Source organism: Pseudomonas sp. TE3644, from assembly GCF_056278815.1.
Map to the genome: position 1 here is coordinate 2,012,807 of NZ_JBWBQF010000001.1, position 26,086 is coordinate 2,038,892.

At 59.4% G+C, this 26,086-nt stretch carries 29 protein-coding genes; 14 read left to right on the forward strand and 15 right to left on the reverse strand.

What is annotated here, in order from left to right:
• The first annotated feature begins 140 nt into the window (after positions 1-140).
• Positions 141-473 carry a hypothetical protein gene (locus tag ACZ9GA_RS08965; protein WP_457363021.1) on the forward strand — a complete coding sequence of 111 codons (333 nt, stop codon included), beginning with the start codon at positions 141-143 and terminating at the stop codon, positions 471-473.
• A gap of 351 nt (positions 474-824) precedes the next feature.
• Here the strand turns inward: ACZ9GA_RS08965 and ACZ9GA_RS08970 are convergent, their stop codons facing one another.
• Together ACZ9GA_RS08970 and ACZ9GA_RS08975 are read right to left on the reverse strand one after the other, a co-directional pair.
• Complete coding sequence (locus ACZ9GA_RS08970) at positions 825-1,226, reverse strand: GFA family protein (RefSeq protein WP_457363020.1); 402 nt, start codon at positions 1,224-1,226, stop codon at positions 825-827.
• 350 nt (positions 1,227-1,576) lie between these two features.
• Entirely contained in the window at positions 1,577-2,023 is a 447-nt protein-coding gene (locus ACZ9GA_RS08975) for an NUDIX hydrolase (RefSeq protein ID WP_457363019.1), read from the reverse strand.
• A 231-nt stretch (positions 2,024-2,254) separates the two neighbouring features.
• Here ACZ9GA_RS08975 and ACZ9GA_RS08980 point away from each other — a divergent pair, with 231 nt between their 5' ends.
• A complete protein-coding gene (locus tag ACZ9GA_RS08980; protein WP_457363018.1) occupies positions 2,255-2,470 on the forward strand; it encodes a hypothetical protein in 216 nt (71 codons plus the stop codon).
• Between the two features lie 69 nt (positions 2,471-2,539).
• On the opposite strand, the gene ACZ9GA_RS08985 is transcribed toward ACZ9GA_RS08980, so the two are convergent.
• The 3 genes from ACZ9GA_RS08985 to ACZ9GA_RS08995 form a co-directional block, all read right to left on the reverse strand.
• Positions 2,540-3,076: a P-loop NTPase family protein gene (locus ACZ9GA_RS08985; RefSeq protein ID WP_457363017.1), complete on the reverse strand. Its 537-nt coding sequence runs from the start codon at positions 3,074-3,076 to the stop codon at positions 2,540-2,542.
• 285 nt (positions 3,077-3,361) lie between these two features.
• On the reverse strand, positions 3,362-3,811 hold the full coding sequence (locus tag ACZ9GA_RS08990; RefSeq protein WP_457363016.1) for an NUDIX hydrolase: 450 nt from the start codon (positions 3,809-3,811) through the stop codon (positions 3,362-3,364).
• 122 nt (positions 3,812-3,933) lie between these two features.
• The gene (locus ACZ9GA_RS08995) at positions 3,934-4,533 is read right to left on the reverse strand and encodes a histidine phosphatase family protein (RefSeq protein ID WP_457363015.1); all 600 of its coding nucleotides are present in this window, start codon (positions 4,531-4,533) and stop codon (positions 3,934-3,936) included.
• Between the two features lie 397 nt (positions 4,534-4,930).
• On the opposite strand from ACZ9GA_RS08995, the gene ACZ9GA_RS09000 reads away from it, so the two are divergent.
• Positions 4,931-5,551, forward strand: a complete 621-nt coding sequence (locus ACZ9GA_RS09000; RefSeq protein WP_457363014.1) for a hypothetical protein — start codon at positions 4,931-4,933, stop codon at positions 5,549-5,551.
• Positions 5,552-5,826: 275 nt separating this feature from the next.
• Here the strand turns inward: ACZ9GA_RS09000 and ACZ9GA_RS09005 are convergent, their stop codons facing one another.
• The 5 genes from ACZ9GA_RS09005 to ACZ9GA_RS09025 all read right to left on the reverse strand — a co-directional run bounded on the left by ACZ9GA_RS09005 (position 5,827) and on the right by ACZ9GA_RS09025 (position 11,342).
• The gene (locus ACZ9GA_RS09005; protein WP_457363013.1) at positions 5,827-6,318 is read right to left on the reverse strand and encodes a GNAT family N-acetyltransferase; all 492 of its coding nucleotides are present in this window, start codon (positions 6,316-6,318) and stop codon (positions 5,827-5,829) included.
• A 306-nt stretch (positions 6,319-6,624) separates the two neighbouring features.
• Positions 6,625-7,236: a glutathione S-transferase family protein gene (locus ACZ9GA_RS09010; protein WP_457363012.1), complete on the reverse strand. Its 612-nt coding sequence runs from the start codon at positions 7,234-7,236 to the stop codon at positions 6,625-6,627.
• 113 nt (positions 7,237-7,349) lie between these two features.
• On the reverse strand, positions 7,350-7,526 hold the full coding sequence (locus tag ACZ9GA_RS09015) for a hypothetical protein (RefSeq protein WP_457363011.1): 177 nt from the start codon (positions 7,524-7,526) through the stop codon (positions 7,350-7,352).
• A 166-nt stretch (positions 7,527-7,692) separates the two neighbouring features.
• Entirely contained in the window at positions 7,693-10,071 is a 2,379-nt protein-coding gene (locus ACZ9GA_RS09020) for a penicillin acylase family protein (protein WP_457363010.1), read from the reverse strand.
• A 41-nt stretch (positions 10,072-10,112) separates the two neighbouring features.
• Entirely contained in the window at positions 10,113-11,342 is a 1,230-nt protein-coding gene (locus ACZ9GA_RS09025) for a cation:proton antiporter domain-containing protein (protein WP_457363009.1), read from the reverse strand.
• A 222-nt stretch (positions 11,343-11,564) separates the two neighbouring features.
• On the opposite strand from ACZ9GA_RS09025, the gene ACZ9GA_RS09030 reads away from it, so the two are divergent.
• The 10 genes from ACZ9GA_RS09030 to ACZ9GA_RS09075 are packed head-to-tail and all read left to right on the forward strand — an operon-like array spanning position 11,565 to position 20,302.
• Positions 11,565-11,873, forward strand: a complete 309-nt coding sequence (locus ACZ9GA_RS09030; RefSeq protein WP_457363008.1) for a hypothetical protein — start codon at positions 11,565-11,567, stop codon at positions 11,871-11,873.
• A 25-nt stretch (positions 11,874-11,898) separates the two neighbouring features.
• Positions 11,899-12,786, forward strand: coding sequence for a hypothetical protein (locus tag ACZ9GA_RS09035; protein ID WP_027978285.1), 888 nt, complete (start codon positions 11,899-11,901; stop codon positions 12,784-12,786).
• Between the two features lies 1 nt (position 12,787).
• Positions 12,788-13,483, forward strand: coding sequence for an SDR family NAD(P)-dependent oxidoreductase (locus ACZ9GA_RS09040; RefSeq protein WP_457363007.1), 696 nt, complete (start codon positions 12,788-12,790; stop codon positions 13,481-13,483).
• Positions 13,480-14,847, forward strand: coding sequence for an ANL family adenylate-forming protein (locus tag ACZ9GA_RS09045; RefSeq protein WP_457363006.1), 1,368 nt, complete (start codon positions 13,480-13,482; stop codon positions 14,845-14,847). The genes ACZ9GA_RS09040 and ACZ9GA_RS09045 overlap by 4 nt, the downstream gene beginning before the upstream one ends.
• Entirely contained in the window at positions 14,844-15,464 is a 621-nt protein-coding gene (locus tag ACZ9GA_RS09050; protein ID WP_457363005.1) for an LbetaH domain-containing protein, read from the forward strand. The genes ACZ9GA_RS09045 and ACZ9GA_RS09050 overlap by 4 nt, the downstream gene beginning before the upstream one ends.
• A 15-nt stretch (positions 15,465-15,479) precedes the next feature.
• On the forward strand, positions 15,480-17,192 hold the full coding sequence (cmlS, locus tag ACZ9GA_RS09055) for a chloramphenicol-biosynthetic FADH2-dependent halogenase CmlS (protein ID WP_027978281.1): 1,713 nt from the start codon (positions 15,480-15,482) through the stop codon (positions 17,190-17,192).
• Complete coding sequence (locus ACZ9GA_RS09060; RefSeq protein WP_457363004.1) at positions 17,182-17,739, forward strand: RBBP9/YdeN family alpha/beta hydrolase; 558 nt, start codon at positions 17,182-17,184, stop codon at positions 17,737-17,739. The genes cmlS and ACZ9GA_RS09060 overlap by 11 nt, the downstream gene beginning before the upstream one ends.
• A gap of 58 nt (positions 17,740-17,797) precedes the next feature.
• Positions 17,798-19,204, forward strand: a complete 1,407-nt coding sequence (locus ACZ9GA_RS09065; protein ID WP_457363003.1) for a GNAT family N-acetyltransferase — start codon at positions 17,798-17,800, stop codon at positions 19,202-19,204.
• Complete coding sequence (locus tag ACZ9GA_RS09070; RefSeq protein ID WP_457363002.1) at positions 19,179-19,586, forward strand: hypothetical protein; 408 nt, start codon at positions 19,179-19,181, stop codon at positions 19,584-19,586. The genes ACZ9GA_RS09065 and ACZ9GA_RS09070 overlap by 26 nt, the downstream gene beginning before the upstream one ends.
• Positions 19,583-20,302, forward strand: a complete 720-nt coding sequence (locus ACZ9GA_RS09075) for a 4'-phosphopantetheinyl transferase family protein (protein ID WP_457363001.1) — start codon at positions 19,583-19,585, stop codon at positions 20,300-20,302. The genes ACZ9GA_RS09070 and ACZ9GA_RS09075 overlap by 4 nt, the downstream gene beginning before the upstream one ends.
• Here ACZ9GA_RS09075 and ACZ9GA_RS09080 read toward each other — a convergent pair.
• The 3 genes from ACZ9GA_RS09080 to ACZ9GA_RS09090 are packed head-to-tail and all read right to left on the reverse strand — an operon-like array spanning position 20,268 to position 22,302.
• Entirely contained in the window at positions 20,268-20,993 is a 726-nt protein-coding gene (locus ACZ9GA_RS09080) for a LuxR family transcriptional regulator (protein WP_457363000.1), read from the reverse strand. The genes ACZ9GA_RS09075 and ACZ9GA_RS09080 overlap by 35 nt on opposite strands.
• Before the next feature lie 47 nt (positions 20,994-21,040).
• A complete protein-coding gene (locus ACZ9GA_RS09085) occupies positions 21,041-21,955 on the reverse strand; it encodes a DMT family transporter (protein ID WP_457362999.1) in 915 nt (304 codons plus the stop codon).
• 11 nt (positions 21,956-21,966) lie between these two features.
• Positions 21,967-22,302, reverse strand: coding sequence for a hypothetical protein (locus ACZ9GA_RS09090; protein WP_457362998.1), 336 nt, complete (start codon positions 22,300-22,302; stop codon positions 21,967-21,969).
• A gap of 136 nt (positions 22,303-22,438) precedes the next feature.
• Here ACZ9GA_RS09090 and ACZ9GA_RS09095 point away from each other — a divergent pair, with 136 nt between their 5' ends.
• Positions 22,439-23,347: a LysR substrate-binding domain-containing protein gene (locus ACZ9GA_RS09095; protein ID WP_457362997.1), complete on the forward strand. Its 909-nt coding sequence runs from the start codon at positions 22,439-22,441 to the stop codon at positions 23,345-23,347.
• A gap of 108 nt (positions 23,348-23,455) precedes the next feature.
• Here ACZ9GA_RS09095 and ACZ9GA_RS09100 read toward each other — a convergent pair whose 3' ends face one another.
• Together ACZ9GA_RS09100 and ACZ9GA_RS09105 are read right to left on the reverse strand one after the other, a co-directional pair.
• Positions 23,456-24,664 (reverse strand): MFS transporter, encoded by a 1,209-nt coding sequence (locus tag ACZ9GA_RS09100; protein WP_457362996.1) that lies wholly within the window; start codon positions 24,662-24,664, stop codon positions 23,456-23,458.
• A 51-nt stretch (positions 24,665-24,715) separates the two neighbouring features.
• Complete coding sequence (locus ACZ9GA_RS09105; protein WP_457362995.1) at positions 24,716-26,065, reverse strand: ATP-grasp domain-containing protein; 1,350 nt, start codon at positions 26,063-26,065, stop codon at positions 24,716-24,718.
• Between the last annotated feature and the right edge of the window lie 21 nt (positions 26,066-26,086).

The following is a 26,086-nucleotide window of genomic DNA, read 5'->3' on the forward strand; positions in this document are numbered from 1 at the left end:
TCGCCTATCGCCGATGTTAGTCTTTGGTTGAAAGCTGCAAGTAGTCACCGGCAGCTATTGAACCTACGGAGTCGCTGAATTATTATTTTCCATATCTCGCGGCCCATTCGGCGCCAATAGGAAAGAAACTAGGATCAATAATGACTGATATTGCAAATTTGAATGAGTTGCTTGTTGCTCACAACTGCTTGCATGCAATAAGTATTCAGTTGGATGCTAGTGGCATGGCTTACGATTTATTTTTATCGATTTCAGGCTCTGAAAATCCAAGCGCTGATGCCGTGAAAATCAGGTTCATAGATGTTGGCCAGTTTACGTCCCGTGATTTTGGTGGAGGGTTAACTCAGCTTATGCATATGAGCGTTATTAAGCTTAACTCTGGGTTTGATAGGGCGCGCTATCAATTTAGCGATCTCGAAGATGGGAAGCTGTCGTTTTATTTCTCATCATTCTCGGTTGATCAGATGGTGTAGAAGCGACTGTACGGCTGGCCGCACGACTGATGCTAGAAACCGCTGGGAACATGCCGCCCGAGCCACTATTGTCTGCGTCCTGCCCATCGAACGGCGGCCGCCAGGCAAGCATCATTGCCAATTCCCACTTGACTCCATATAGGAAGAGTCTCCTCGCCTTCTCGGTCATACTGTTCAATAGCATTCCGAATGCGTTGAGCTGGTTCGGGAAGCAGTACTCATAGTGGTTGAAAGCGCTTCAAGGCGGCCCGAATGATGCAGCCCGGAACGGTGCGGGGAAGGGGCGGTCATCAATGACCGCTATGGGTCGATTGAAGTCGGTCACCACTGTCCGTTTTCGACCCAAAGCGGTCAGTCCGATTTTGAGCAACAGCCAGGCGGCTGGTACCAGAGGGCTGCGGAATCGACGTGGACGTGCTTTTGTTTGTGGGGCAGCAATGGCGTATCAAGCGTGCCTAGCGCTACCGAAATCCAGTCGGAAAATTCACCCTCACAACGTGACCAGAACAGGGTCGAACCGCACTCGGCACAGAACTCGCGCAACACCGTCTTTGAGGATGCATAGGTCTTGAGGTTGTTGGCGCCGCGAAGAATTCGCAGCGCGCTACGCGTAACGCTGCCATAGGATGCAAACGCTGCTCCGTGAGCCTTGCGGCACTGGCTGCAATGACAATGGCTTACTGCTTTGGGAGGGACCAGCAACTCATAACCGACCGCTGCGCACAGGCAGCTTCCTTGGTATGCCTCTGGCATTTGTTTCTCCATGCGCTCAAAAAAACCAGTGTAACCGCCCCGGACTCAATTGGCGGAGAGACTGCCGTTGGCCGAATGCGATCGACTAGTACCAGATCAGCATTCTTTTCGAAGCGGGCTAGCAGCCAGGGATAAGCATCCACAGTCCATGCAGCCACCTAACTTGTCCGCAACGTCATTAACGAGGCTATCCAGATCGCTGCGCCATTGCGTCGAGAGCCGGCCCACTCCCTGGCGCTTGAAGCGCGATCGAATGGCAGCTCAACGCAGGGAGGCGTCACGTGCCTGACGTCACGCTGATGCAGTTCAACGTGCGGATGTAGTCGCTCCTGGCCGGCAAGCCAGCCTCGTCAGATACCCGCGCAGACGAGCATGTCGATGAGCCCTTCCGGAAATACCCTCTCCTCAGTGGACCTCAATTCTTCGATGGACCACCAATAATGGTCCGCCATGACCTGGCGCTCATGAGGGGACCAACCCGAGCGGGATAGGGTCTCGTCCACGGCATGCACAACGAAATATTGCTCCACAGCCAGCACCGTCTCTCCACTGGGTAGAAGCAGCGAAACGCGTCGGTACGCCGCTGCCTCCCCCGTCACTGAAGCTTGCAGGCCGGTTTCCTCACGCAACTCGCGCATTGCCGCAGCGTGGAATGTCTCTCCTTGCTCCAGGCCACCCCCAGGCGTTGCCCAATGGCTAGTGCCCGCCAACGCATCCTGGGTATGGGTAAACTTGAAGAGGAGCACTTTTCGAGACGGACTAATAACGAGCAATCGTGCTGCCTTGCGCTCGTGCATAGGTGGTTTCTCCTTTTACAAACGCGGACTTAAATATGGGGGGCACAGGTCAGACGCTACAGTCGCTGTCCGTCAAACCCGCTTACGGATCTTGCTCGTTAACCAACCCAGAAAAGCACTCCAGCCCATTTAACGTGGAACCTTCTCGTAAGGACGGAGAAGAGGGAGGCTCAAATCACCCCTTTGATCTGCCATCATCTTTGCCTGCTTTGCAATCATGGAGACCTCGTTATGGATGACACCCACCGCTCTGCCTTCGCCCGTTTCCTGTTCGTTTACAAGGTGTTGTTTTCAAGTTTGTTGGTGGCAACGATTGGGGTGACGATCCAACTCACGTTCACCTCTCAGTTCGCTGAAGCAGGCAGAACATTGCGCAGCGCCTTGGTTTTCGGTGTGTGCCTATGGGTTGGCTTCAACCTGCACCACTCAGGGGCGAGATCAAGATAAAGTGAAGGCAGCCGCGCGCGCATTCATGTAAAGGTAGCCAATGGCCGGCGCAGCTTTCAGCAACCGGCCTCATTCCAAGCAAACACCAGACGAGATTGGAACACTGTCGAGAAACGCAGTTATCTCCCGGCGGTTTTTCAGCCGCACTACAGGCACCTGTGGCCCCGCTGACAATCGCATGCGCTCTATACCTGGGCGTGAGTCGTGGTCGAAGTTCCAAACGTAGCGCAGAAAGGCCAGGAACTCCCGGTCGAGCTTCTCGGTACACCCATCAGGAAGGTCGAGGCGAGGGCGGTTCAGCGCGCTGCGGACCGCTACCCGCAGGAAACAAGTGAGGCGCGAGGTATCGAGCCATATGATCAAGTCGGTACGAGCAAGGCGTAGATCGAAGGTACGACGAGCGTAGTTTCCTTCGCATACCCAGCGATCTGTCGCCACCGCGCTGCGAACTCGGGAACGGAACTGTTCGGCGTCGGGCTCTACCCACCCGGGCTCCCAGAACAGCCTGTCCAAATGAACCACCGGTAGCCTTAGGCGCTTGCCGAGCAACCGGGCCAGGGTAGATTTACCGCTCCCTGAGTTACCGAGAATAACGATTCGCTGCATGGGACATCCTGTCGTGATGAACATCGGTTCTTTGTGGCGGGGAGTAATGGTCTGTGGCTAACGAGCGCAGGTCAAATGTTTATCTTCCGAAGTATTTAATTTCACGGGGCCGATCCTGTAACCGCTGTCGTGGGGTGCGCTGCTAGAGGTGGCTAAGCGTGACCCAAGGCCAGCGCGGCTTCGCGGCAGCGGCGACGGCATACGGCTGGGCTGTATCGCAACGGTGAAAGGGCTGCTTCTGGCCGAGAGTGGCCTGTAGTGACCGGCCGCTACCAGAGCGGACAGTCAACGACCCGCTTGGCGGCACTCGCTAACTCTGCGCCGGGACTCTTCAAGCCTTTTGCGCAAGAACTCCAGTGCTCGCTGGAACACCGGATGGCATTCAGTGTAAGGGAGGTGTTCGAGCGAAGCCCAGAAAAACTCAAACACGTGGCCGTGGTCGTCCAGTGTGTGATGAGTCCAGTGCTCGGGCAGTGCTCGCCTTGAGCGGCAAAGGTGAAACGACCATACCTGATCTCGATGGTCAGCTTTCCAACATCCCAGATCTGTCTCAACCAGAGCGTCATGGATACCAGACTCCTCTGCCAGCTCACGCAAAGCAGCCTGGGCAGGGGACTCTCCTTTCTCGATAGTGCCTTTCACCAGTTGCGTCCCTGCCAACGGGTGCCGAAATAACAGAAGTTTCGCCGGCAGTGAAGACGAGAGCAAGACCGCACAAGCCTTGTTGGGGACCATTGCAGTTTCCATTTGCAGCGTAAAGGGCCATCCATGATAAGCCTTCCGCTGGGCAGTCGTATGCGAGCGGTGGCTGTTAACTTTTGCCACCCAAGAGCCGAGGCCCCAAGCTGCCACCGTCATCATCCAGGTGGGAGCGAGGCCTGTAATGTCTCCAGGTTGACTGTCGGGAGTTCGAGATTTTCCAAAGCGAGCATGCTGCCGTTGGAGAGCTGCCAAGTGTAGAAGTCTGAAGAGTCGCTCCTGGCCAGCGCGCGGATTGTCTTTGCAACGAAGCCATGCGCAACGAGAAGAATACGCTTCGATGAATATCTCGACTCCAGCTCTATCAACCCGCCTCTGACCCGTTCCACAACGTCAACAATCGACTCCCCGCCGTCTGGGGCAAGTGCCCATTGGCGCGTTATATTTCGCGACCAAAGCTGAGGATATCGCTCTTTTGCGTCTGCCTGAGTCAACCCCTCGAAAACCCCCACATGACGCTCCTGAAAGCAGTCCGTTATCTGCACCGGGAGAACAAGCCTCTCGTTCAGAATGCTGGCGGTTTCCGTTGCCCGTAAACGGGGGGACACGACAAGTGCGTCCAGCTCAGCGGGCATATTCGCAGCCAGCGCTTTAGCTTGCTGACGTCCTCGTTCTGTAAGCGAGGGGGCGAGCGAACCCAGGTAACGTTGTTCGGCATTCGCCCAAGTTTCTCCGTGCCGTACCACATACAAATCCATGAATTCCTTCTCATCAGGCTAGAGTGGGCATTTTACCCACCTGGAAGTGGCTGGCATACGGTAACTGTCCGCTATGGGTCGACAGCGGTCGGTCACCAATGTCGGCCAACAACCTGACAGATCTTCAACGAGCCAACCGGATCAGACGTCGCTCCTTTTTGGCTGTGAATATATCCCTCAAACAACCCGGCAGAACGCTCAATTGCCAGGATCGAATCCGATTTCAGACCGCGTTATTCGTAGAAACATCTGAGTATGGAAAGGGACAAGACCGCTCAAGCTCGGGGTTCTGCGGCCGATGCGCTAGGTCGAGCAAAGAACTTGACCCCTAAATCCCGGCACTCACCGCACACAAAGGCCAATGCAAACCATGCCCCGTCCTCTTCAAGCAGTTTCAATGAGTTTGGCCACGCTTCTGACCGTTCTCCTGGCCGGCTGCAATATCCACGGCAGCTACCCTGATGCCACTGAACCCGACGCGGCAAAGCTTCGCTTTTCCAGCAATTTGAGCAGCGCGACGTTAGGCATCTTTGACGCACAGCATTGTCTGGGGCAAACCACTGGCATACTCAACAATCCTTTTTTGGCCAACACTTCTAGACGCGTTGGCATGCTCGCGCCCAAGGAAGCAGACAGCTCTCCTTACCTTGAGATTAGCCTCAAGCCTCAACAGCCTCTTTACATACACCTCAACACCCAAGGCAGTCTCACAGTATGTGGAGCGGCGTTTAACTTCACCCCGCAAAAGAACGCTCAATACGAACTCACGTTTGAAGCAAGCGCAGGCAACTGCGTTGCGGAAATGAATAAGCTTGAGACGTTTAATGGGACGGTCACCCGCACGCCCTTGGTCATTGCCAACACCGGTTGGCCCAGTGAATGCAACGGTGCCAATCCGATGTTCAAAGGCCCGCGACCGACCCAACCCCTCGCTCCAATCGGCAGACCGGGTGCCAACCAAACGCTTGATCGAGTTCTTGATGCTGAATTACCAAATGGGATACCACGCCACCCTTAGTGAGGTCAAAACAGCATCCTTATTCGATGGCTCCCGCTGAGCGTCAGCTATCAGCCAACCAACAGCGGACGGTCGTCGCCGACCGCCTTCGAACCATTGGGGACGGCCAGCCCCAGCACTGTAGCCGCTGCCGCAGGCTGCGCTGGCCTTCAACCACACTGGAAATTTCCAGCGTATCCACCAGCCAGCGCAGCCTGTCGGCAGCGGCTACAGCGCGTGGCTGAGCCATAGGCGTCGGGGGGGGGACGGGAGCTTTTGGCCGACAGCGGTCCTTATCAACCGAAGGCTTTGGCCATCTCCGAGGTGCCCATCCAGCCTATTTGCTCATACACAGGCTTGCCAACCGCAGTGGCATGTAGCACAGCGAAGGTGATGCCTCGTCCAGCAAACTCGGCCTCGGCGATTTGCATCAAGGCTGAAGCCAAGCCGCGGCGGCGGTAGGCGGGTTCGACGAATACATTGAGCACGTACCCACGCCGGTCCATTGTGGGGTGCGATGGATGGGGCGGCCAGTCGATGGTCATCAGGCCAATGCTCGCTACGGCCTGATCAGCATCGCAGAGCACGAAACCGTAGTACCTGCCGTCATCCAGCCGGTCTTGCAGCCATGGGCGGAAGTGTTCAGTCATGACGCGTAGTGCATCAGGCTCACCGCCAGCTTCAAGAAACATCGTTTGCCGGTGCATGGCGATCATATCGGCGTCCTCTGGGCCAACAGGTCGGCATTTCAGCCCGGAAAGCTCGATACGTCCATGTGGTTCGTTCATCACTGTCTCGTCGATGGTGGGTGTTGGAGAACGAAAGGCTATGGCATTCAAGCGCGCAAAGGCAATGCTTCCGACCGCAGCGGGTACTGGAGAAAGCAGGCAGTCGCTCCTTGCTTACACTACGAGCGCCGCTGTTTCTCTGGCGTATGGTGAATAACCTGGCGATCACCGACTACGAGATGGCTCCACGGCGTAGGTGGATAATTAGCCTGCTTGTCAGCCAAGGTGTACATGGCAACGAGGCCTATGAAGTCAACATGCAGCAACGGGCGGGAAGCTGGATGGGATGATTCCCGCCACGCCACTTCACACGATGGGGTAGCGCTGGAACAGCACAGTACGCTCCAGCTCATCGGTGAAGGTATGCAGAACCGGAAAGTCACCTGACTTGACGACATCAGGCACCATCAACTGAATGAATGACCACGTCACAGCCGTGGTGACTGCTGCTTGATCGGGTTCGCTGGCCAGGGTCGGCTCTGCTTTGGCGACTTGATTTTCCAATTCATGACAAGCGGCCAGTAGTTGCTGGGTGATGCGATCGACCCACGGTTGATGCAGTTTCTGGGATGGCCGCAGGTTGTGCTCATAAACAACTTGCACTGCTTTTTCGCAAGCTGCCAACCCCAGGCCTACGGTGCGTAACGCCACGGAGCGAGCCTGCGCTTGGGCCGGCAACAGCCGGGCAGCTGGGGCACTCAGCGTTTCGAAATAATCAATGATCAGTGTGGAATCCATTAGTACCGTGTCGTCATCCAGCGTCAGCGTGGGTGCCTTGACTACCGGATTGACCTGGGCAAACGCGTCAAACGAACTGAACACGGATAGAGGCTCATGCTCGAAAGGGACCCCAAGCAGGTCCAGAGAAATGGCGACCCGACGCACATAGGGCGAATCAAGCATTCCGTACAGCTTCATTGAGGGCTCTCCTTGCGTGATGGCTGTGTATTCAAGAACACTAACATTAACCTCGCCTGAATCGTTAAAACATCGGTTATTAACGTCCATAACGGTAAGCGCAGCTAAACATGTTAAGCATTCCCCTTACCAGCTGCCTGCGCAATTTCGAGGTTGTGGCCAGATTGGGCAGCCTTGCGGCCGCAGCGAAGCAATTGCATTTCACCCACTCGGCCAGGCACCTGCAGCATGATGCGCGGCCGGGTCTCGTCGCCAAGGCATTTGAATACGGCGCAGGGCGAAATGCTCATGTTGCCTCGTTTATTTATTGCGTTGCGTATATCCGTGTTTACGCATGTGTTCGTGGTTTTCGGAAGAGTGGCGGCTTGATTGGCCGGGCCTCAAGCGGTGCGCCTGCCAAGCGGCAGTGGTCCGGGCGCGGCCTGGCGGGATTCGGGTAGGGAAGATGTCGATGGCTCACGGCTCAAGCCTTAACACAGTGCGCAAGTTCCGGTTGATATCGCTCTGCGAAAGATGCAGTGGGTGATAGATGCCCTGAACGAAGTCACGGGCTTGATCCTGATAGTGTGGGTCGAAGGGGACGCCGCTCTGGCCAACGGGCAGAATGCCAATGGCCTTTTCCGGGTCTGCCATGTCGATCACCCGACGGGTCGAGGGGCCGTAGTTGACCGCCCACGGGGCCGGCCCCAGTGGGGCGGAAAAATTATTAGGCACTTCATGGCTGCCAGGCACGTCGAAGGGGCCTACGTTCAGCAGCGGTGCAAGTAGTTTTTGGCTGCCCAGAGGATGCATATGAGTCAGCAGATGCGCCTTCCCCCATCGCCACTGGGCCGGGTCCGCGCCCAGGGTCGATCGCAGGCGGCTGATCGCGGCGGTCCAGGCATGTACCACGGTATCCTCGCGGGTTTGTTTGCTGGTTGTCGAAACGGCGGTCCACCAGGGTGACCCGGCATCGGCGGCCAGACGCGGCAACGCCGCGTCGAGCAGCCTGGTGGCCAGTAGGTTCTGGAACATGCTATCGCCCAGTCTATCGTGAAAGGCGGTGAAGGCCAGGTCATAGAGAAACTCGTTGAAAACCGTGGCGCTTATCGAGTCCGTGGGGTAGTCACCGTGCCAGGCGGCCAACTGATCGAGCAACTGGCGCTGTTGCGGGTCGTCAATCGCTGTGCGCAGGATCGGTAGCAAGGGTTCGAGCACGCGCTGCGCGTAACCGGTCTGGGTGTCCAGTTGCAGGTCCTGGCTCTTTTTCACGTTCCATCGCCCGTCCTGGCTTAACCGCTGGTTCAGACGCTGACCGCGGTCCGGCAGGTTGTAGTAGCCCGCTATCGGCCGCCCGACGGGCGAGGCGGGCTGGGCGTTGGCCGAAACGATGTAGCCGCGGGCGGGGTTCTCCTCGTGCGGATTTTCACTGAACGGGTAGTAGCCCAACTTGTCTGCCTGGGCGGTGCTGCCGTCCAGGATGAAGTCCGCGACCACGCCTGGCGGGCGTATGGGCAGCGCGGCGGCTGCCCACCAGGCGATGTCGCCTTGTGCATTGGCGTACACCACGTTCAGCCCCGGCGCCCTGATAAGCGACGCCGCGCTCCGGGCCTTCGCCAGGGTGTCTGCTCGGTTAAGCGCATAGAATGCCTGCACCAAGGGGTTGGCCCCGTCCAGGTACGTCCACCACAATGCGATAGGCCGGGTGCCGGCGTTGTCGCCCAGTGCTTCATTGATGATCGGGCCATGGGGCGAACGTTTGAGCTGGAGATAGACGGGATCGGCATCGCGGACATCGATACGCTGCTGTTCTTGCTCCAGATCGACCCAGTGTCCCTGATACCAGACCTGATTGGGATTATCGGGGTTGCTCGTTTCAGCGATCAGGTCGATGTCGTCGTTCTGGAACATGGTCAGGGTCCAGGCGAACGAGTGATTGTGCCCCAGCAGCGCGAACGGCACCAGGCTCTCGTAATCGCCATACAGTTCAAAGCCAGGCGCCGATAGATGCGCTTCGTACCACACTGATGGCACCGAGAAGCGAATATGCGGATCGCCAGCCAACAACGGCTTGCCGCTCTGGGTTCGCTGTCCGGATACCACCCAGGCGTTGCTGCCTTCCATCTGGGGCAGGCCGGTGAGCGCAGTCGCTTGCGCGCTCAGTTGGGCCAGCGCCCCCAGTCCCTTCCAGTCGGCGCCCGTCAGTGCCCCGCTGGCCAGCGCGCCCTGTGGGTGCCAACTGCGGTCGAAGACATTCAGATACGATTCGCCCAAGCTGTCCTTGATGTAGGACAGCAGCGGTTCGGTACGAAAGGCCGCCGCAAAACTGTAGGCCATGTAGCCCACCACGCTGTAGACATCGGCAGGGGTGAAGGGCCGTTTGGGGATACCCAACAGGTCAAATTCCAGCGGGCGCGGGTGCTCTGCCTGGAAGGCGTTGATACCGTCCAGGTACGCCTGCAGGGCTTGCCATTCGGGGGTGGCCTGGTCGGCGTGGGCGACCTGCCAGTCCGCCTGCTCGCGGATGCGCAACGTGCGAAACAGGCGGTCGGTGGGCACCAGCTTGCTGCCCAGCACCTGGGCCAGCTCCCCGCGCGCCAGGCGGCGCAGCATTTCCATCTGGAACAAGCGATCCTGGGCCTGGGTGTAGCCCAACGCGCGGTACAGGTCCGCCTGGTTGTTGGCGTTGATGTGGGGCACGCCGCGTTCATCGAAGCGCACCGTCACCGGCGCCTGCAGGCCAGGCAGGGTCTGCTCGCCGCTACGGTGTGGAAGCTTGCCGTACACATAGATGAACAGGCTGGCGGCGATGACCACCAGCAAGGCTGAGAATGTGAGGCCGATACGTTTGAGCATGCTGGACCTGGTGCCTTGGGAAAAAGGGGAGTGCGGTTGGCTCATCGCGAACCAAGGGGTTGCGGGGCCGGGCGCAGCTTGCCCAGCATGTTGAGCAGCGGTCCGGTCATGACGGTGGTGACCACCGTCATGATCACGAACAGCGTGAAGAGATCTTTGCCGATCACGCCCAGGTCCAGGCCGACCTTCAGGACCACCAGTTCCATCAGCCCGCGCGCATTCATCAATATCCCAACCTTGATGGCTTCCTGCATCGGGTAACCGGCTACCCGGGCGCCCATGGCGCCGCCCAGCAGCTTGCCGATGATCGCCACGGCCAGTACCAGGCCCAGCAGGCCAAGACCGACCCCGGCGAAAGCCGTGGCGGTAGTGTTGAGCCCGGCCAGCGCGAAGAAGCTTGGCATCAGTACGATGACCGCCATGTGCTCCACGCGCTCGACCAACATGTCCAGCAAGCGCTGATCGCGAGGCAGGCAAGCACCGAATAGAAAGGCGCCGAATACCGCATGTACCTGCAACCACTCGGTGATGCTGCCGTAGATCATCGCGCCGCATAGCAATGCCGGAAGCAAAGTGACACGCCTCGTGGGTTCAAGGTTGGCTATCCACTTGCGCAGCAACGGGCGCAAAACCCAGAACGAAAAAACGCACAGCACCAGCAGGCCGCCCAGGCGTAAGGTCAGCACCTGCCATTGACTATCCAGTTGCAGGGTCATGGCGGTAACGGCCAGCAAGACCCAGGCGCATACGTCGCTCAGCGCCGCGGCCATCAAGGCCATCGCCCCGGTTGCGCTTTCCAGCATCTGCCGCTCCTTGAGAATGCGCGCCAGTACTGGAAAGGCCGTGACCGAAAACACGGTGGCAATAAACAGCTCGAACCCGAGCCGAGGCGCGCCTGCGGGGGCGAATGCATCGTAAAGCAATGGCGCGATCGCGATGCCCAAGGCAAACGGCAGGGCGATGCTGCAGGCGGCCACCAACAGCACGTTGCCGTGGGCGCCGGCCTGGCGACGTTCCGGCAGACGGAACTCGGCTCCCACTACAAACATGAACAGCAGAATGCCCAAGTCACTCAGCACTTTTAGCTGAGCCGTGGTGTCGCCCTGAAAGAGGGCATGCTGCAGCCCGGGGTAAAAGTAGCCCAGTACCAGGGGGCCTAATAAAAAACCCGCGATCATTTCCCCGACCACTTCCGGTTGTCCGAACTTTTTCAATACCGCCCCTGCGGTCTTGGCCGTGAAGATGATGAAAACGATGTGCAGGAAAAGCATGTGCGTACCCATGTGGTGTGTGGGAGTGTACCGGCGCACTGATGTTGACCCCAGTGTGCGGGCAAGCAGGCGCGGATCCTAGCTGAATGCCGAAGTTTGAAAAACTATCAGATCTGATAGTTATTTTTGCCGTGGCGAAGCTGCTAGATTTTGTCCGCCCTGCCGTTGTTGTCGTCTACAAACGCGGTAGGCGCTACCCATTCATCCAGGAGTAGGCCGATTATGAGAGAGCAGATTTTCACACTTATTCATCAAGCACTGGTTGAAGTTAATGCCACGCGCAAAGAGAAGATCGATCTGCAGGACAGTCAGAACCTGGCGCTGTACGGCACCGCCGGTGTCTTCGACTCCATGCAATTGGTGAGCTTTTTGGCCGCCGTTGAAGAAGGCTTGGATGATGAGTTGGGTATTGAAATATCACTGACATCGGAAAAGGCCGTGTCGCAGGCCGTGAGTCCTTTCAGCAGTGTCACTTGCTTGATTGATTTTATCTTGGCCGAGACGCAGGCGCCGTTGTTGGCATCGGCGTGAGCGTGGACATGAGGGGGTAGCTAACGTGAACGTGACCGTGCGCAAAGCGGTGAGCAGCGACATGTACCCGGTGTGCAAGTTGTTGCGTGAGTCGACGCTCAACTCCAACTGGATCGGTGTCAACGTGCGTAAGCGGATGTTTGCCGACCCTTGGTGCGGCGGTGAGGACTACTGCGGCTATGTGATGCTCGATGGCGATACCGTTGTGGGCTTCCTGGGCCTGCTGTTCACTCGTCAGCCAGCGAATGATCCACAGCAGCGCTTCTGCGAATTGCACAGTTGGTTCGTTCAGGAAGCTTACCGCAAGGAAAGCCTGAAGTTGTTACTGCCAGCCTTGTCGATGCGGAAGGTGACGTTGCTCAACTATACGCCGACGCCCGATGTTTATGATATTAGCAAGAAGTTTGGCTTTGTTGATCTGGAAACCGAACTGTTATTGATATACCCCTTGCCGAATCCACTGAACTGGCGTCGACGTTATCGATTGGAAGCCGATGCCCATCGCGTGGCGGGCTGGTTGAATGAGCAGGATAGCGTGATCTTCCATGATCATCGACAGGTGGAGTGTGAACACTTGGTGGTGGTCGATGAATTGACCGGCGAGTCATGCTACTTGATGGTCAAACGTATGACCCGGCGTTGGTTTGAACCGATTGGCCGTATTTTGTATATCGGCAATCCGGCGTTGTGCGCACGGAGTCTGGACAGCTGGCGACTTACGTTATGCATGCGGTTGCGCGTTCAATGTTTGGTGAGCAATGCCGCAGAACTTGCCGGTTGGCCGCTCAGCCTGACAAGGCGGATTAAGCGCGAAGTGCCGTCATTGATAAAGCCCGCCTCGGGAAGCCTGCCGCACACGGCGGTGAAGCCGCTATACAGCCTGCCGCTTTTAATTGGATATAAGTTGCACTGACATGATTATCTTACTGACCGGGACACGTAAAGGCGTGGGCAAGGACGTGGCGTTGCATTTTCTGGCGGCAGGCCATGTGGTTATTGGCTGCAGCCGTGGCGAGGGCACCATCGAACATGAACGCTATCGCCACTTCAGTCTGGATCTAAATGATGCCGGCGCCGTGCGGCACATGCTCAAGCATATTCGCCTGGTCCATGGCCAATTGGACGTGCTGATCAATAACGCAGGGGAGGCCAACATGGCGCCGTTCCAGCTGACCCCACCGGAAACCATCCAAGGGGTGTTTGGCAGCAATGTGTTTGGGTTGATGAACGTCACCCGTGAAGCCGTCAAGTTGATGCAGAAAAATGCCAACCCCGCTGCCATCGTCAATATCTCCACGGTCGCGACCCACTGGGCCATTCCCGGGCAAGCGGTGTATGCGGCCAGCAAGGCGGCCGTGGAACAGCTGACCCGCACCTTGAGCAAGGAATTGGCCGGTTTCGGCATTCGCGTCAACAACCTCGTGTTGCCGCTGTATCGCAGTTCCCTGACCCGCACACTTCCCTCAGAGATCAGACAAAACATGATTGAGCGCCAGACCATTGCCCGTCCCTGCGTATTGACCGATCTGATCGGGCCCCTGGAGTTTCTCGTCTCCAGCCAATCGGCATTCGTTACCGGTGAGACCTTGAGCCTGGGCGGTGTGCAATGAGCCGCGAGGCACTGCTGGCTGCGCTGGCCGAGCCCGGTCCGCGCTTGGCCTTGTTGCACGGGGAGCAGTCCTGCAGTTACCAACAGCTTTGCTTGCGCATAGCGAACAGCCGACAGTGGCTGCGCAGCCAAGGCATCAAGCCGGGTGAGGCGGTCATTCTCAACGGTGACTACAGCGTGGGCGCCGTGGCGACGCTGCTGGCCCTTTACTTGGACCGCAACGTGGTCGCGCCCTTGGTCGACCTCAGTGACCGTGCGGTGGCCACGCTGCAGGGCGCTGCCCATTGCCAGCACCGGATCCAGGTGAGCGGCGATGAGCTGAGCCACCATTCGTTGCCAGCGCCCGGCGACGGTCAGGCGCCGGCCTACTATCGCCGCCTGGCCGAAGCGGGCCATGCCGGCCTGGTGTTACTCAGCAGCGGCAGTACCGGCGCGCCCAAGGCAATCCTGCATGATCTGGACGAGCTGATCGACAGCAAGCTGGGCAAGGAGCGCAAAAAGCCGGTCACCTTGTTGATGTTCTTGCTCTTCGACCATATCGGCGGCCTCAATTCACTGCTCAACACCCTGACGGTGGGCGGCTGCGCCGTGTTGCCGACGGACCGGGCGCCGGACGCCATTTGCGCCTTGATCGAGCGCCACAAGGTCAAGGTCATCCCCGCCAGCCCCACGTTCCTCAACCTGATCCTGATGGGGCGCCACCACGAGCAGCACGACCTGTCTTCGGTGCGACTGATCACCTACGGCACTGAAAGCATGCAGCAAAGCCTGCTCAAGCGGGTACAACAGGCGTTTCCCAAGGCCCGTCTGCTGCAGACGTTCGGCACCAGCGAAACCGGGATCAGCGCCACGGTCAGTGAGTCTTCGGCCAGCACTTTCTTCAAGCTGGCCGACAAGAACACCGAGTTCCGCATCGTCGACGGTGAGCTGCAGCTGCGGACCAAAAGCCAGTTTGTCGGTTACCTGAACCAGGCGACCGACAATGTCACCGCCGATGGCTGGTTCCGCACCGGCGACCTGGTGGAGCAGAACGAACAAGGGTACCTGCGCATTCAAGGTCGGCAGAAGGAGCTGATCAACGTCGGCGGACTGAAGGTACTGCCCACTGAAATCGAAGATGTGATGCTGCGCAGCCCGCTGATCGATGACTGCGTTGTGTATGGCGTGCCCAACGCCATTACCGGACAAGCGGTGCACATAGACGTGATGGCCAAGTCCTTCGACTGCAAACGCGCGCTCAAGCTTCATGTGCTGGAGCACCTGGGCGGTCATCTGGAAACCTACAAATTGCCGATCAAGGTCAACAAGGTCGACGAGATTGGTTTCTCCAACCGTTTCAAGAAAACCCGCGCGGTGACTTCATGAGCGACATTGTGATTCTGGGGGCGGGCCGCTTTGCCCTGGAGCTGGCCACCTACCTGCAGGAGATTGAGCCGGGGGCGACGCTGCGCCACCTGAACGTTGAAGGCGAAGCGCCGTGCGCCGCCGCGCAGGCCCAGCCTTGGCCCGAGCAGGGCTTGGATAGCCGGCACCGGTACGTGCTGGGCGTGGCGGACATCGCCATGCGCCAGGCGTTGATCGACCGCTATTTCAGTGATGGCCACCTGCAGGCGCCGAATTTTGTCCACCCCTCGGTCCGTCATCGGCTGGACCTCTCGGGGGCGCGAGGCAACGTGATCGCTGCCGACACTTATCTGGGCGTCAACGTCCGCCTCGGCTCCTGGAACATGATCAATTACCACTGCTGCGTGGGGCACCACTCGCAGCTGGGCGACAACAATTTCCTGTCGCCGCACTTCAACGCCGGTAACAGCATTTCAGTGGGTAGCCGTTGCTTCCTTGGGCTGGGGACCGTGGTCACCCCCCAGACAGTGATCCAGGACGACGTCACCGTCCAGGCCGGTTGCACCCTGAGTGAGCTGATCCCGGCGCGATCCCATTGTAGTTCCACTGCCCGTCAAAAAATAATCCAATTGGTCTAAAGGAGTAGTAAACGTATGAGCAAGTCCGCAAACGTCATTATCATGGGCGGTGGCCCGGCGGGAAGCATCGCTGCACTGACCTTGCAGAAACTGGGTCACCAGGTGACAGTGTTCGAAAAAGAGAAGTTTCCTCGCTACCGCGTGGGCGAATCTTTCCTCCCCGGCACGCTGTCGATCCTGCATCGCCTGGGTTTGAGCGACAAGATAGAGCAGGCCGGCTATGTGCTCAAGCCTTCGGCCACCTTCCTGTGGGGCAAGACCGAGGCGCCCTGGACGTTCTCGTTCAGCACTCCGAAAACCGAGGATTGGGTATTCGACCACGCCATCCAGGTGTTGCGCTCGGACTTCGACCAGATGCTGCTCGACACCTGCCGCGAGCGCGGGGTGCGGGTGTTTGAAGAAGCCGCGGTGATCGACGTGCAGGTCGAGCAGGCAGACAAGGTCGGCGTAACCGTGCGGCACAAGGGCGAAACCAGCGAGTTCAGCGCCGACTACCTGATCGATGCGTCCGGCAGCAACAGCCCGCTGGTGCGCAAGCTTGAGCTGCGCGAGTACGACGAGTTCTACAAGAGCGTGGCGCTGTGGTCCTACTTCAAGACGCCTGACCCATTCAAGAACGACCTCAATGGCACAACCTTCTCGATCACGTTCGAAGATGGCTGGATCTGGATGATCCCGCTCAAGGATGGCATCTACAGCGTGGGCACCATCGTCGACCAGAGTAAGCTGGCCGACATCAAGGCCATGGGCCTGGATGCGTTCTACGACAAGACGCTGGCCAAGAGCGAGAGGGCGCTGTCTATCCTCAACGGCGTGCAACGCTGTGAAGAGGTCAAGTTGGTGCGGGACTGGTCCTACGAGACAAAGTGCTTCTCCAGCAACCGCTTCTTCTTGTGCGGCGATTCCGCCTGCTTCACCGACCCGCTGTTCTCCCAAGGCGTGCACCTGGCTTCCCAGTCGGCGGTCAGCGCGGCCAGCAGCATCGACTACCTGATGCGCAACCCCGAGCAGAGCGAGCAAGTGCACACCTGGTATAACCGTAGCTACAGCGAAACCTACAACCAGTATCACGAGTTCCTGGCCTCGTTCTACACCTTTGCATCGTTCACTGAGCCGGAGTCGGAGTTCTGGACCAAGCGCCGCATCAGCGAGTCCGCCGACGAGCGCCTCAAGCGCAAGGAATGGTTCGAGCAGTTGGTCAGTGGTGAAAAACAGAACCGCCCGCAAATTGGCGATTTCAAGGATCGTGCCTCCACCATGATCGCCATTGGACGCCACCAGCGCGATGAGTTGACCGACGAGTTCATGGATGCTGAGCTCAACCCGGCCCGGGTGCGCTGGATTTCCGACCTCACCAAGCAGCTCAATCGCATCGTGCGCTTTGACTGGCTGGGCGATCAGGTGACCACGGCCGATTATTTCAAAATCGAGCCGCAGACCTTCACGTTGAGCCTCAAGCAGATTCTGTCCAACGGCGCTGGCAAGGACATGACCAAGTACACGGTCAGTGAGCCCATAGTGGCGTTGATCAAGGACTTGAAGGCCCAAGGTTTTGGTTACAAGGAACTGATGGTGCGCCTGAACGAAGTCGGGGAGGTCAACTCTTCACAGTTCGTCATCCGCCTGATGGAGGCCGGGCTGTTGGACGGCTACGACAAGCAGGGCCAGAAAGTGCTGGTGCAGGACCGCCTGCGTTTCGATGGGGTAGGTGTCGAATATGAAGTCTGAGTTGCCGTTCGACTGGTTGTTTCTCGCCGGAGTGGGTAACTCCGGCGATGCGCACTGGCAACGTCACTGGCAGGCCGAGCACCCGAACTCGTTGTGGCTGGAACACCAGGACTGGGACAGTCCGGCGTGCGAGCAATGGGTGACCGAGTTGCAGGCGCTGATCGCGTGCCTGCAGCGTCCGGTGGTGGTGGTTGCCCATAGCCTGGGCTGCCTGCTGTTACTGGAGTGGGCGGCTCGACACAGCTCGGACAAGGTGCTGGGGGCGTTCATGGTGGCGGTGCCTGACCCGGCCAGCGTTAATTTCCCACAGTCGGCCACCGGCTTCCGGGCGGCCGACCAGCTGGCCTGTCGCCTCAGGATGCAGGTCATCACCAGTACCAATGACCCCTACGGTGACCTTGCATACGTGCAAAACAGTGCGCGCAGCCTGGGGTGCGCCGTGGTGAGCCTCGGGGAGCTGGGGCATATCAATGGCCAGTCCCAGCTGGGGTTCTGGGACCATGGGCATCAGCTCTTGCAGGCGTTCGCCCACACGCTGAATCAGTGAGCCTGGCGCGGCGCAGGTCCCTTGGGGCCTGCGTCGTGCCCTTTCATGAGGACAATACATGTCTGCCCAAACTGCTTCTTTGCCATCCGGCGCTGAGCTTGACGCCGCCGTGACGCCCGCGCTGCAAGGCGTGGCGCTGGGGCAATGTCACCGTTTCGCCGTCCGTGGCCACCTGGAGGGGCGCGCCGTCTCGGGCGTGTTGACGCTGCAGGGCACGGCCCGATGCCTGCTGCAGCTGGCGCCGGGCGTTGCGCTCGGCCAGCAGGGACAAAGGGTGAACGTGGCCCTGTGCTTTGAGGGAGGGCTGCATCGTCCGGCGGTGCCGGTGCGTTTGCAGGGCCACTGGCTGGACCCTGCGGCAGGTAGCCTGGCCCTGGAGTGGCTGGGCCAGCGCCCAATGTGCCTGGCCGAGCGCGACCGGTTCGGGTCGTCGATCACGGCGACGGCCCGCAGCCCGTTGCTGTTCAATCGCCAACTGCAGGTGCAGGTGCACTACCTGAACCCATTCAACGGTGTATTGCAGGTCACCGGGTGGCCGATGATGGTGCTGCCGGGCATGGACCTTGAGTTGCGATTGAGCGAACGCTGGAGTGCGCCGGCGCCGGTCAAGGTCCAGGTGATGGGGTGTTACGAAGATCAAGGCCGCTACCTTTGCCATTTCCGTGTGCTGGATGCCCGTTCCAGTACCGCGGTGGCGCTGGCGTTGTTGTGCCTGCGCCCCGATTTCAGCTTCGAGGATTTACCGCCGCGAATTCGCAAAAGCGCGGCGGTGGATCGACTGATCAACGTTGCCATCGTCGAAGGCCACGCGGCGTTGGAACAGGTGCTTGCGTGCCGATTGGCAGCAAACCGGCACTATGGCCGCCTGGGCGATGTGCTGGACCCTCGCAGTCTGTGGGATGAATGGGACCCCTTCAGTATTCAGGTCAGCGCACGCCTGGGCGAGAAATGCGTGGGCGCGGGGCGAGTGGTGATCAATGGCGGGGTGCGTGAGCGCTGTGAAATCCAGGCGGCCACACCGCTGCCCGAATGGTTGTGGAATGCCGGGTTCGTGGAGATGTCGCGGGTGGCGATCCTTCCCGCCTACGCCGGGCACCGGGTGATGCTGGCGCTGCTGCGTGAACTGGGACGCATCACCCTGCATGCGCGCAGCCGCTACATCGTGCTCGATGCCATCGAGATTCTGGTGCCGATCTACACCCGGCTGGGCGCGCAGTGCCTGCCGATTTCCAAGAAACATCCCTACAGCGGGGAGACCGTGCGGGTCATGTACTTCGACATCGGGCAGTTGCTCAGTGCCTTGAACCGGCAGTTGCCGCAGTGGTTGTATGTGTTCGGCCCTACGGTGGCGCACAGTGTGCCAGCCCAGCAGGTGCCCGAGTTGGCGACCCATTTCCAGGTGTCGGCGTGGGGTATGAGGACGAAAAGAGGATTGGCCAATGGGCTCAAGAAAATCATGGGCTAGCCCCAGGACGGTGCGCCTGGTCAGTGCGCTGGTTTCGGCCACGGGGTATGCGGCCTGGGTGGCGTTTTGTGCCCGGCAACTGCCGTGGCAGGCCATTGTGCAGTCGGCGGGGGCACAGTGGTTGCTCAGCTTCGTCGCCACGTTTGCCTTCTCGGCGTGCATAAGCCGAGGGGTCGGCGCCAGCCAACGTCCAGCGGTGGCGCTGCGGGTGGCTGGCGCGGCGATGCTGGTGTATGCCGGGCTGTTGTTCGGGGTGCACTTGTATATCGGCACGCCTCACCCGCTGCTCACGCTGCTGCCCGTGCTGACGCTTGCCGGAGCCTACGCGGTGTTGTTCGCACGCCTGCAGGTGCGCCACAACTGCCAGGCCAGCCTGGCGTGAGTGCGGCGCAGCTGGTGGTATTTCCGGTTCATCGGCTGGCGGCCCCTGCGTGGCACTGCGCCCTTGACGCTGTCGATTATCAGCATGCAGGCACCTTGTGCGAGCGCCGGCGCTTGCGCTACCTCAATGCCCGGATTGCGCTGCGCACCACTCTTGCGCAGCGTTTGGGCGTCACCGCGCAACAGGTGGACCTGTACCAGGGGCTCGCCACCGGCGTATCCGTTGGCGGGCAGCCATCGCTGTTTGTCAGCCTCAGCTATGCCGAGCGGTTCGGCGTACTGGCGGTGAGCGATGCGCCCCTGGGGGTGGATGTTGAGGTGCTGCGCGCCCCGGTGTTCTGGCGCAGCGCCGTGCGGCGGTGCCTGTGCGCCAGTGAGCGGCAATGGCTTGAACGCCGGGAAGCCGCCAGCCAACCAGGCGATTTCGTCTGGTTGTGGACGCGACGCGAGAGTCTGCTCAAGTATCAAGGCACCGGGATTCGGGGCGATACCCGGTGCCTGTGCCACATAGGCGGCGAGCCTGCGCCGGCCCAGCGCAGTTTCAGCCTGGCGGGCGCCGTGGGCACGCTCACTGGGGCGATCGCCAATCAGCCAGTGGTGCCTTCGTGGTTGCCGTTGTGTCGCACCTGGTCACCCACGCGCACATTCATCTGGCGAGCGCCGCCCCAGCTCGCGCGCTGCGCTAGACCTGGATCAGCTGCATCGCCAGTGCCTTGACCACGGCAGCACTCCGGGTGGTGACGCCGAATTTTCGGCGGATGTTCTTGAAGTGGAAGTCAACATTGGCTTCCGAACAACAGCAGATATTCGAGATCTCCCAACTGGTTTTGCCAACCGCGCTCCAGCGCAATACTTCCTGTTCACGGCGGGTCAGCTTGACCGGGCCCTCGTGCAACGCCGGTTTCATCACCCTTAAGGCGGTGTGCAGGGCGGCGTCACGCAATAGCGCCAGGGCGCCCCACTGACGCCTGATCAATGCCTCGGCTTCGGCTTGATCGGCCGTGGCGATATTGAGGCTCAAGGTGCCGAATTGCCCGCCGGGCCCATGTAGGGCGAAGGTGACCCCGTTCTGCAGTCCGTGGGTCAGTCCCAGATGGCGCAGTTGTGATTGTTGCAGCGAGCCATACAGGCGATCATCCCAGATAATCGGCAGCACGCTTTGCAGGCAGTGGCGAACGATGGGGTCGATCCTGGAAAAACCAGCCTGGTCATAAGTCTCACGCCACTGCGCAGGATAATTGCCGATGACCAGTTCGCTGCCCAAATCGGCGTTGGGGCTGGCTTTGAGCCGTAGCTGAAAACGGCTGAAACCCATGTCGCGCACCTGTTCCTCCAAGCATTCCTGCAGTTCACAGCTTGAGGTAATCCGGAACAGGTCCGAGAGAGGTTCGAGTGTCAGAGCATACATGGCGTGTTCCTTTTGGGGGTGAAAATCCGCTCAGCGCCGTACAACCCTCAACGGTTGATCAGCCAAATCGAGAGCCCCACCAACACCCCTCCCAAGCCTTGCCACACTGTCAGCGGAACATCGAGTACCTCCCACGAAAGAAGCGCGGCGAATAACGGAGCCAGGAATAGATAGCCGCTGGTGGTGGCGGCGTCGGCACGCTTGAGCGCCACGAACCAAAGCCCGAACGACCCCGTGGACGCCGGGATGGCGAGCCAGACGAACCATCCCCATTGCTCGGTGGTGGTGGCGACAGGCCAGTGTTCGCCGGCAAGCGTTGCACCCGCCAGGACCGCAAGGCCACCTATAAGCATTTGCCAGAAGCTGATTGCCCAGGTGCCCATTGGCACCGGGTTATGCTTGATGATCAACGTTGCGCTGGCCCAGCAGAGCGCGGCCGCCAGGCCCAGGGTCACGCCCTGCCAAGTGTGGGCGGTGGTGGCATGGGTAAGGTCGGCGCCTACGGCCAGCGCCACGCCCCCCGCGCCGATGGCCAGCCCTGCGATGCGCATCGCCTTGAGTGCTTGGGCGTAGAACAATCGCGCGCCCAGCGCCACCCAGACCGGGTTGCTGAACAGCAGAATCGCGGCGGTTGAGGCGGATACGGTTTGCATGGCCAAAAAAAGCAGGCTCATGACGGCGGCGGTCTGTACCAGCCCGATAACGGCGATCAATGCAAAGTGTCGGGGGCGCAGATGGCGAGGGGCGAGCGACGCACGCCAGGAACGGTTGTGCAGCCTGACCAGTGGCAAGGTCGCCACGGCGGCCAGGCAGAACCGCCAGCCCACCAACATCAGCGGCTCGAAGCTCTGGTTAAGCAGGACTTTGCCTGCGACGAAACTGGACCCCATCAAGAACGTCGAGGCCGTGACGATGAGGGCGAACAGCAACCTGTCGCGCAGCGCCCGGGGGGCGTCAGTCATGGGCAGCGCCATCATTGGACCCTGATCTGCAAAGCCTTGCTGCGATTGGCCGCCACCTTGGTCAGCAACCATCTGCCGAACTTGGTGATGGGGTGTTCAGCCTTGGGTAGCAGCGCGATTTGCATGATCCCCACGCCATTGACCAGAGCCATGCCCGGCGTCAGCCTGAGCATCTGGCCTTGCTCGATAAACAGGTCCCGACCCTCCCAACTGATCCAGTGCGTGCCTTCCAGCGACTGGGTCAGGATGTCCTCGTTAAAGCGTAACGACAGTAAATGGGTCGATCGCAATGCAATCCGTATCCATTCTGGCTCGCTGGCTCTCGGCGAAAATAGTGGCATGCGCACCGTTGCGTCCTCATTTGGAGTTCATGACGGCGCGCTCGGCCAGAAAATGCTGGTGACTGCACCTGCGCTTACAGTAGATTGCGTTATGTCATTATAATATCAGTTAATTTTTTGCAGATCCGTTAGTGGAGCTTACATGTCAGCGATTCCTCCCCTTAGCTGCCTGCGCAGCTTCGAAGCGGTCAGCCGTCTGGGCAGCGTCACCCTTGCGGCTGCCGAGCTGCACGTTACGCACTCAGCCGTCAGCCAACAGCTCAAGGTGTTGGAAGAGTTGCTCGGGCTGGTCCTGTTCGTGCGAGAGGGGCGAGGCTTGAGGGTGACCGAGGACGGTCGGCTGTACTCCATGCAGGTGCGTGCTGCGCTGAGCGGTATCGCTGATGCCACACGTCAGATTCAGACCCGGCCCAAGGCGTTCGAGCTCGTGGTGGCGGTGATGCCTTCGTTTGGTTTCTGCTGGCTGTTACCACGGATCCAGCGGTTCCATGCTCGCTATCCGCACATCACCGTGCGACTGCAGGCGAGCCTGGCGATCTCCAATCTCGTCCAGGAAAGTGTCGATGTGGGCGTGCGTATGGGGCGTGGTGACTGGGAGGGGGTCAGCAAGCACTTGATGTTTCACGACGACATGATCGTGGTCGCCTCCCCAGCCTTCAACGATGGGGATTTGCCACGAACGCCGGAGCAAGTCATCGCCAGCCCGATCATCTTCACCATGGACTCCTGGCAGCCTTGGTGCGAGGCGGCGGGGCTGAGCGCTGAAGTAGCGCGCTCGGGCTTATGCAGCAATGACTCGAACCTGGTGTTGGAAGCGGTGCGGCTACGCCAAGGGGTGGCGCTGGTGCGCCGCAGCCTCGCTCATGATGCTATTGAGCGTGGAGAATTGGTGCAACTGACCGATTGCACGGTGCCTTACCCCTACCCCTACTGGATAGTGGCGCCTGACCGGGAACAGGTCGATGTCAAGCGCGAGCAATTCGTGCAATGGCTGCTTGAAGAGGCCGAACACTACCGGCAGGTGCTCAAACCCAGTGATGCAACCAGGTGAGGTCCGCCGAGATGCTCTCCCGGCGTTGCAGGCACTGGCGGCACGCTGGAAAGCTAGCGGCTATTCAAGCGTTACGCTCAGGTTTGACGGCATCAGAGCCCCCGGCGCTCAGTCTTTCACCAGGGACGAGGTGCGTTGGCGGTTGGATGAATAGGCCTCTTTCAGCATGTAGGCCAAGTACAGGGCCGACAGGACCAGCGAAGTTTGCAGCAGTCCGAGGTATTGGGTGAGCAAACCGCCCGCCAGGGTGACTGAGATGATGCCAAAGTAAGATGCGGCGTACTGGTAGGTGGCGACATGAGCCATGTCGGCGCTTGAGCAGGCGTTGACGACGTTGGCTTCGTAGTTGAAGAACATCAGTTCCCACATGAACATATAGGCAAAGTAGGCGGTGTAGCTGCTGGCCACGTTGTGCCCGCTGCTGGCGGCACACAACGTCGCTAGGCTGGCGATACTCACAAAACGCACCGCGGTGGCACTGAACGTGCGGCCTGCCTTGTTATAGAAGTAGAACGCCACCGCTGCGATCAGCGCGCCCAGGCTGCTGAGGATTTGCAGGTAACCCACGTATTCATCATTCAGGCCCAACTGGTGCGCGGGAAGCGTTACGCGTGAAATGTTGAAAAAGCCCTGGAAGACGCTGACGAACACGATGGACGCCATCAAATAGCGTTTGAGCAGCGGATTGTCTTGAAGCAGATTCGCAAGGTTGTTACTCCTGAGCAGGGTTGGCGCGTCGGGCGACTCTCTGTCTTCGATTGCCTGGCTGTCGGGCAGCATCAACGACACCACGCCGGCGATCGCAAACAGCACGGCGACGGCGCTCAGAATGATCATTGGCGTCGTCTGGCCCTTGAAGTACGCGAGCATGACACCGGCCATGCCACCCGCGATAAACTGTGCGGTCAGGGTCATGGGTACGGCGAATTTAACGTCTTCGCCCGAGAAAAAGCGCTTGATCGCGACAATCCGCGTTACCCGCTGAAGCGCATCAAGGAAGCCGATGATCAACGCCCCTGCGATGGCAATCATGGGGAACCTTGGCAGCAGCAGGAATATCCCCGTTGCGCAGGCCAGGCAGGCGGCATTGGCCAGTGCAAAAATTGGCCGTGGCGAGCCCGAAGCCGCGACTTTCTTGATGGCGACGTAGAGCAGGATAGGCACCAGCATCGGCGCGACCAGCACCGTGTCGGCGAGCAGCACATTCCCGGTTGCGTTGTAGAGGTAATAGGAGAGGTAGACATAACTGACGGTGCAGCCGGCGATGGACGCCAGGTTGATCACCCATAGCGTCACGCTTAACTTTCTGGCGTCCATGATTCGATCCATTTCAAAAAAGTGGTCGGGCAGCCGCAGCTGCCGTCCGGGTCATACGGATTCAGGCAATTGGTGCTCGAGCCCATCCAGCAGCTTGTAGGCTGACGCTTTCAGCGTACTGGCGTTAGTGCTGATCAGAAACGCTTGCCCGGCATAATTGAGTACGCCGCCGGAGAGGTCGTAAGGCGGGAAGGCCGCGCCAGGCGAAATGGATTGCGCCAGCTCGACATTTACCGACGTCTCGTGGCCGGTGAGTGCTTTCCAGTCCACCTGGCTGGGCTCGAACACCCGCGAGGACGTCCATTGGGTGCCCAGGCTGTTGCAACCGATCAAGGCAATCGAAGCCGCCGCACAGCGCGGGGGGTTCTCTTCAAAGGCGGGAATCTCGCACTCATTGCCAAGGATGATGTCCAGGAACAGGCCGACATAGTCGACGCCAAATACCTCGTCAAGCTCCTTGGCGATCGCCACGCCTCCCATGCGCGCCGCGGTTTCCAGGAAGGACACTTCACCATTGGCCATCAGCTTGAGTTCGGTATGGGTCGCGCAGTTTTGCAACCCCAGGGCATCGATGGAGCGGCTCACCCACTGCACGATCCGTTGTTTTTTCTCACTGCCCAGTACACACGGCGCCACATTGCCCAGCTCGGTGAATGGCTCGATAGTGCGCAGCCGGCTGGTCATTGCGATCGGGTAGTACTGGCCGTCGCGCACCAGGCCCTCAACGCTCAGGTAATCGCCATAACCCTCTTCCTCGTACCAGGAGTCGGTGGTCGATTCGATGATTTCCTCGGCAATCAGTTGCGGGAAACCCTGGCTTTCGCTGAACTCATGGTCACCCTGCTGACGTGTGACTTCCGTCAGGTCCAGCATTCGCATTACCGCGCTTTCGCTTTCGTCGTGGTGGCGGATGATTTGCTGTGCGATGGAACCTGCGCCGTATGCAAGCTTGATCAGGAACGGCAGGCGCAACTGACGTGTGCCTGACAGGTCATCCAACGATCTGACCGGACAGAACAAAGGTTGCGGTATGCCCGCAGTCGCCCATTTCTGGCGCATCAGAATTTTGTTGCGAGCCAGCATGACGTTGGGTCCCACCCCGCGCAGTCCCAGGGATTGAGCCATGTTCGAGACCGAGTTCAGGAGAAACTCGGCAAACGAGAACAGTGCGTCAGGGCTGATCTTCCTGGCGTAGGCGTAGACCCGCTCCATGGCGGCGTCGGCGCTCAGGCCGCTGAAGTCTTCCACATTATCGCTATAGCGTTCGATGACCTCGCGATTGTAGGCCGACACAGGGCTGACAATGCAGGTGTGGACCGAGGCGCGGTTGACCATCCTGGGGTAGAAGTAATCCAGCGGTGGGCCGCCGATTGAGTAGACGTAGAGGATTTTCTTTTTCATGGCGTTTCCTGGCGAGAGGGT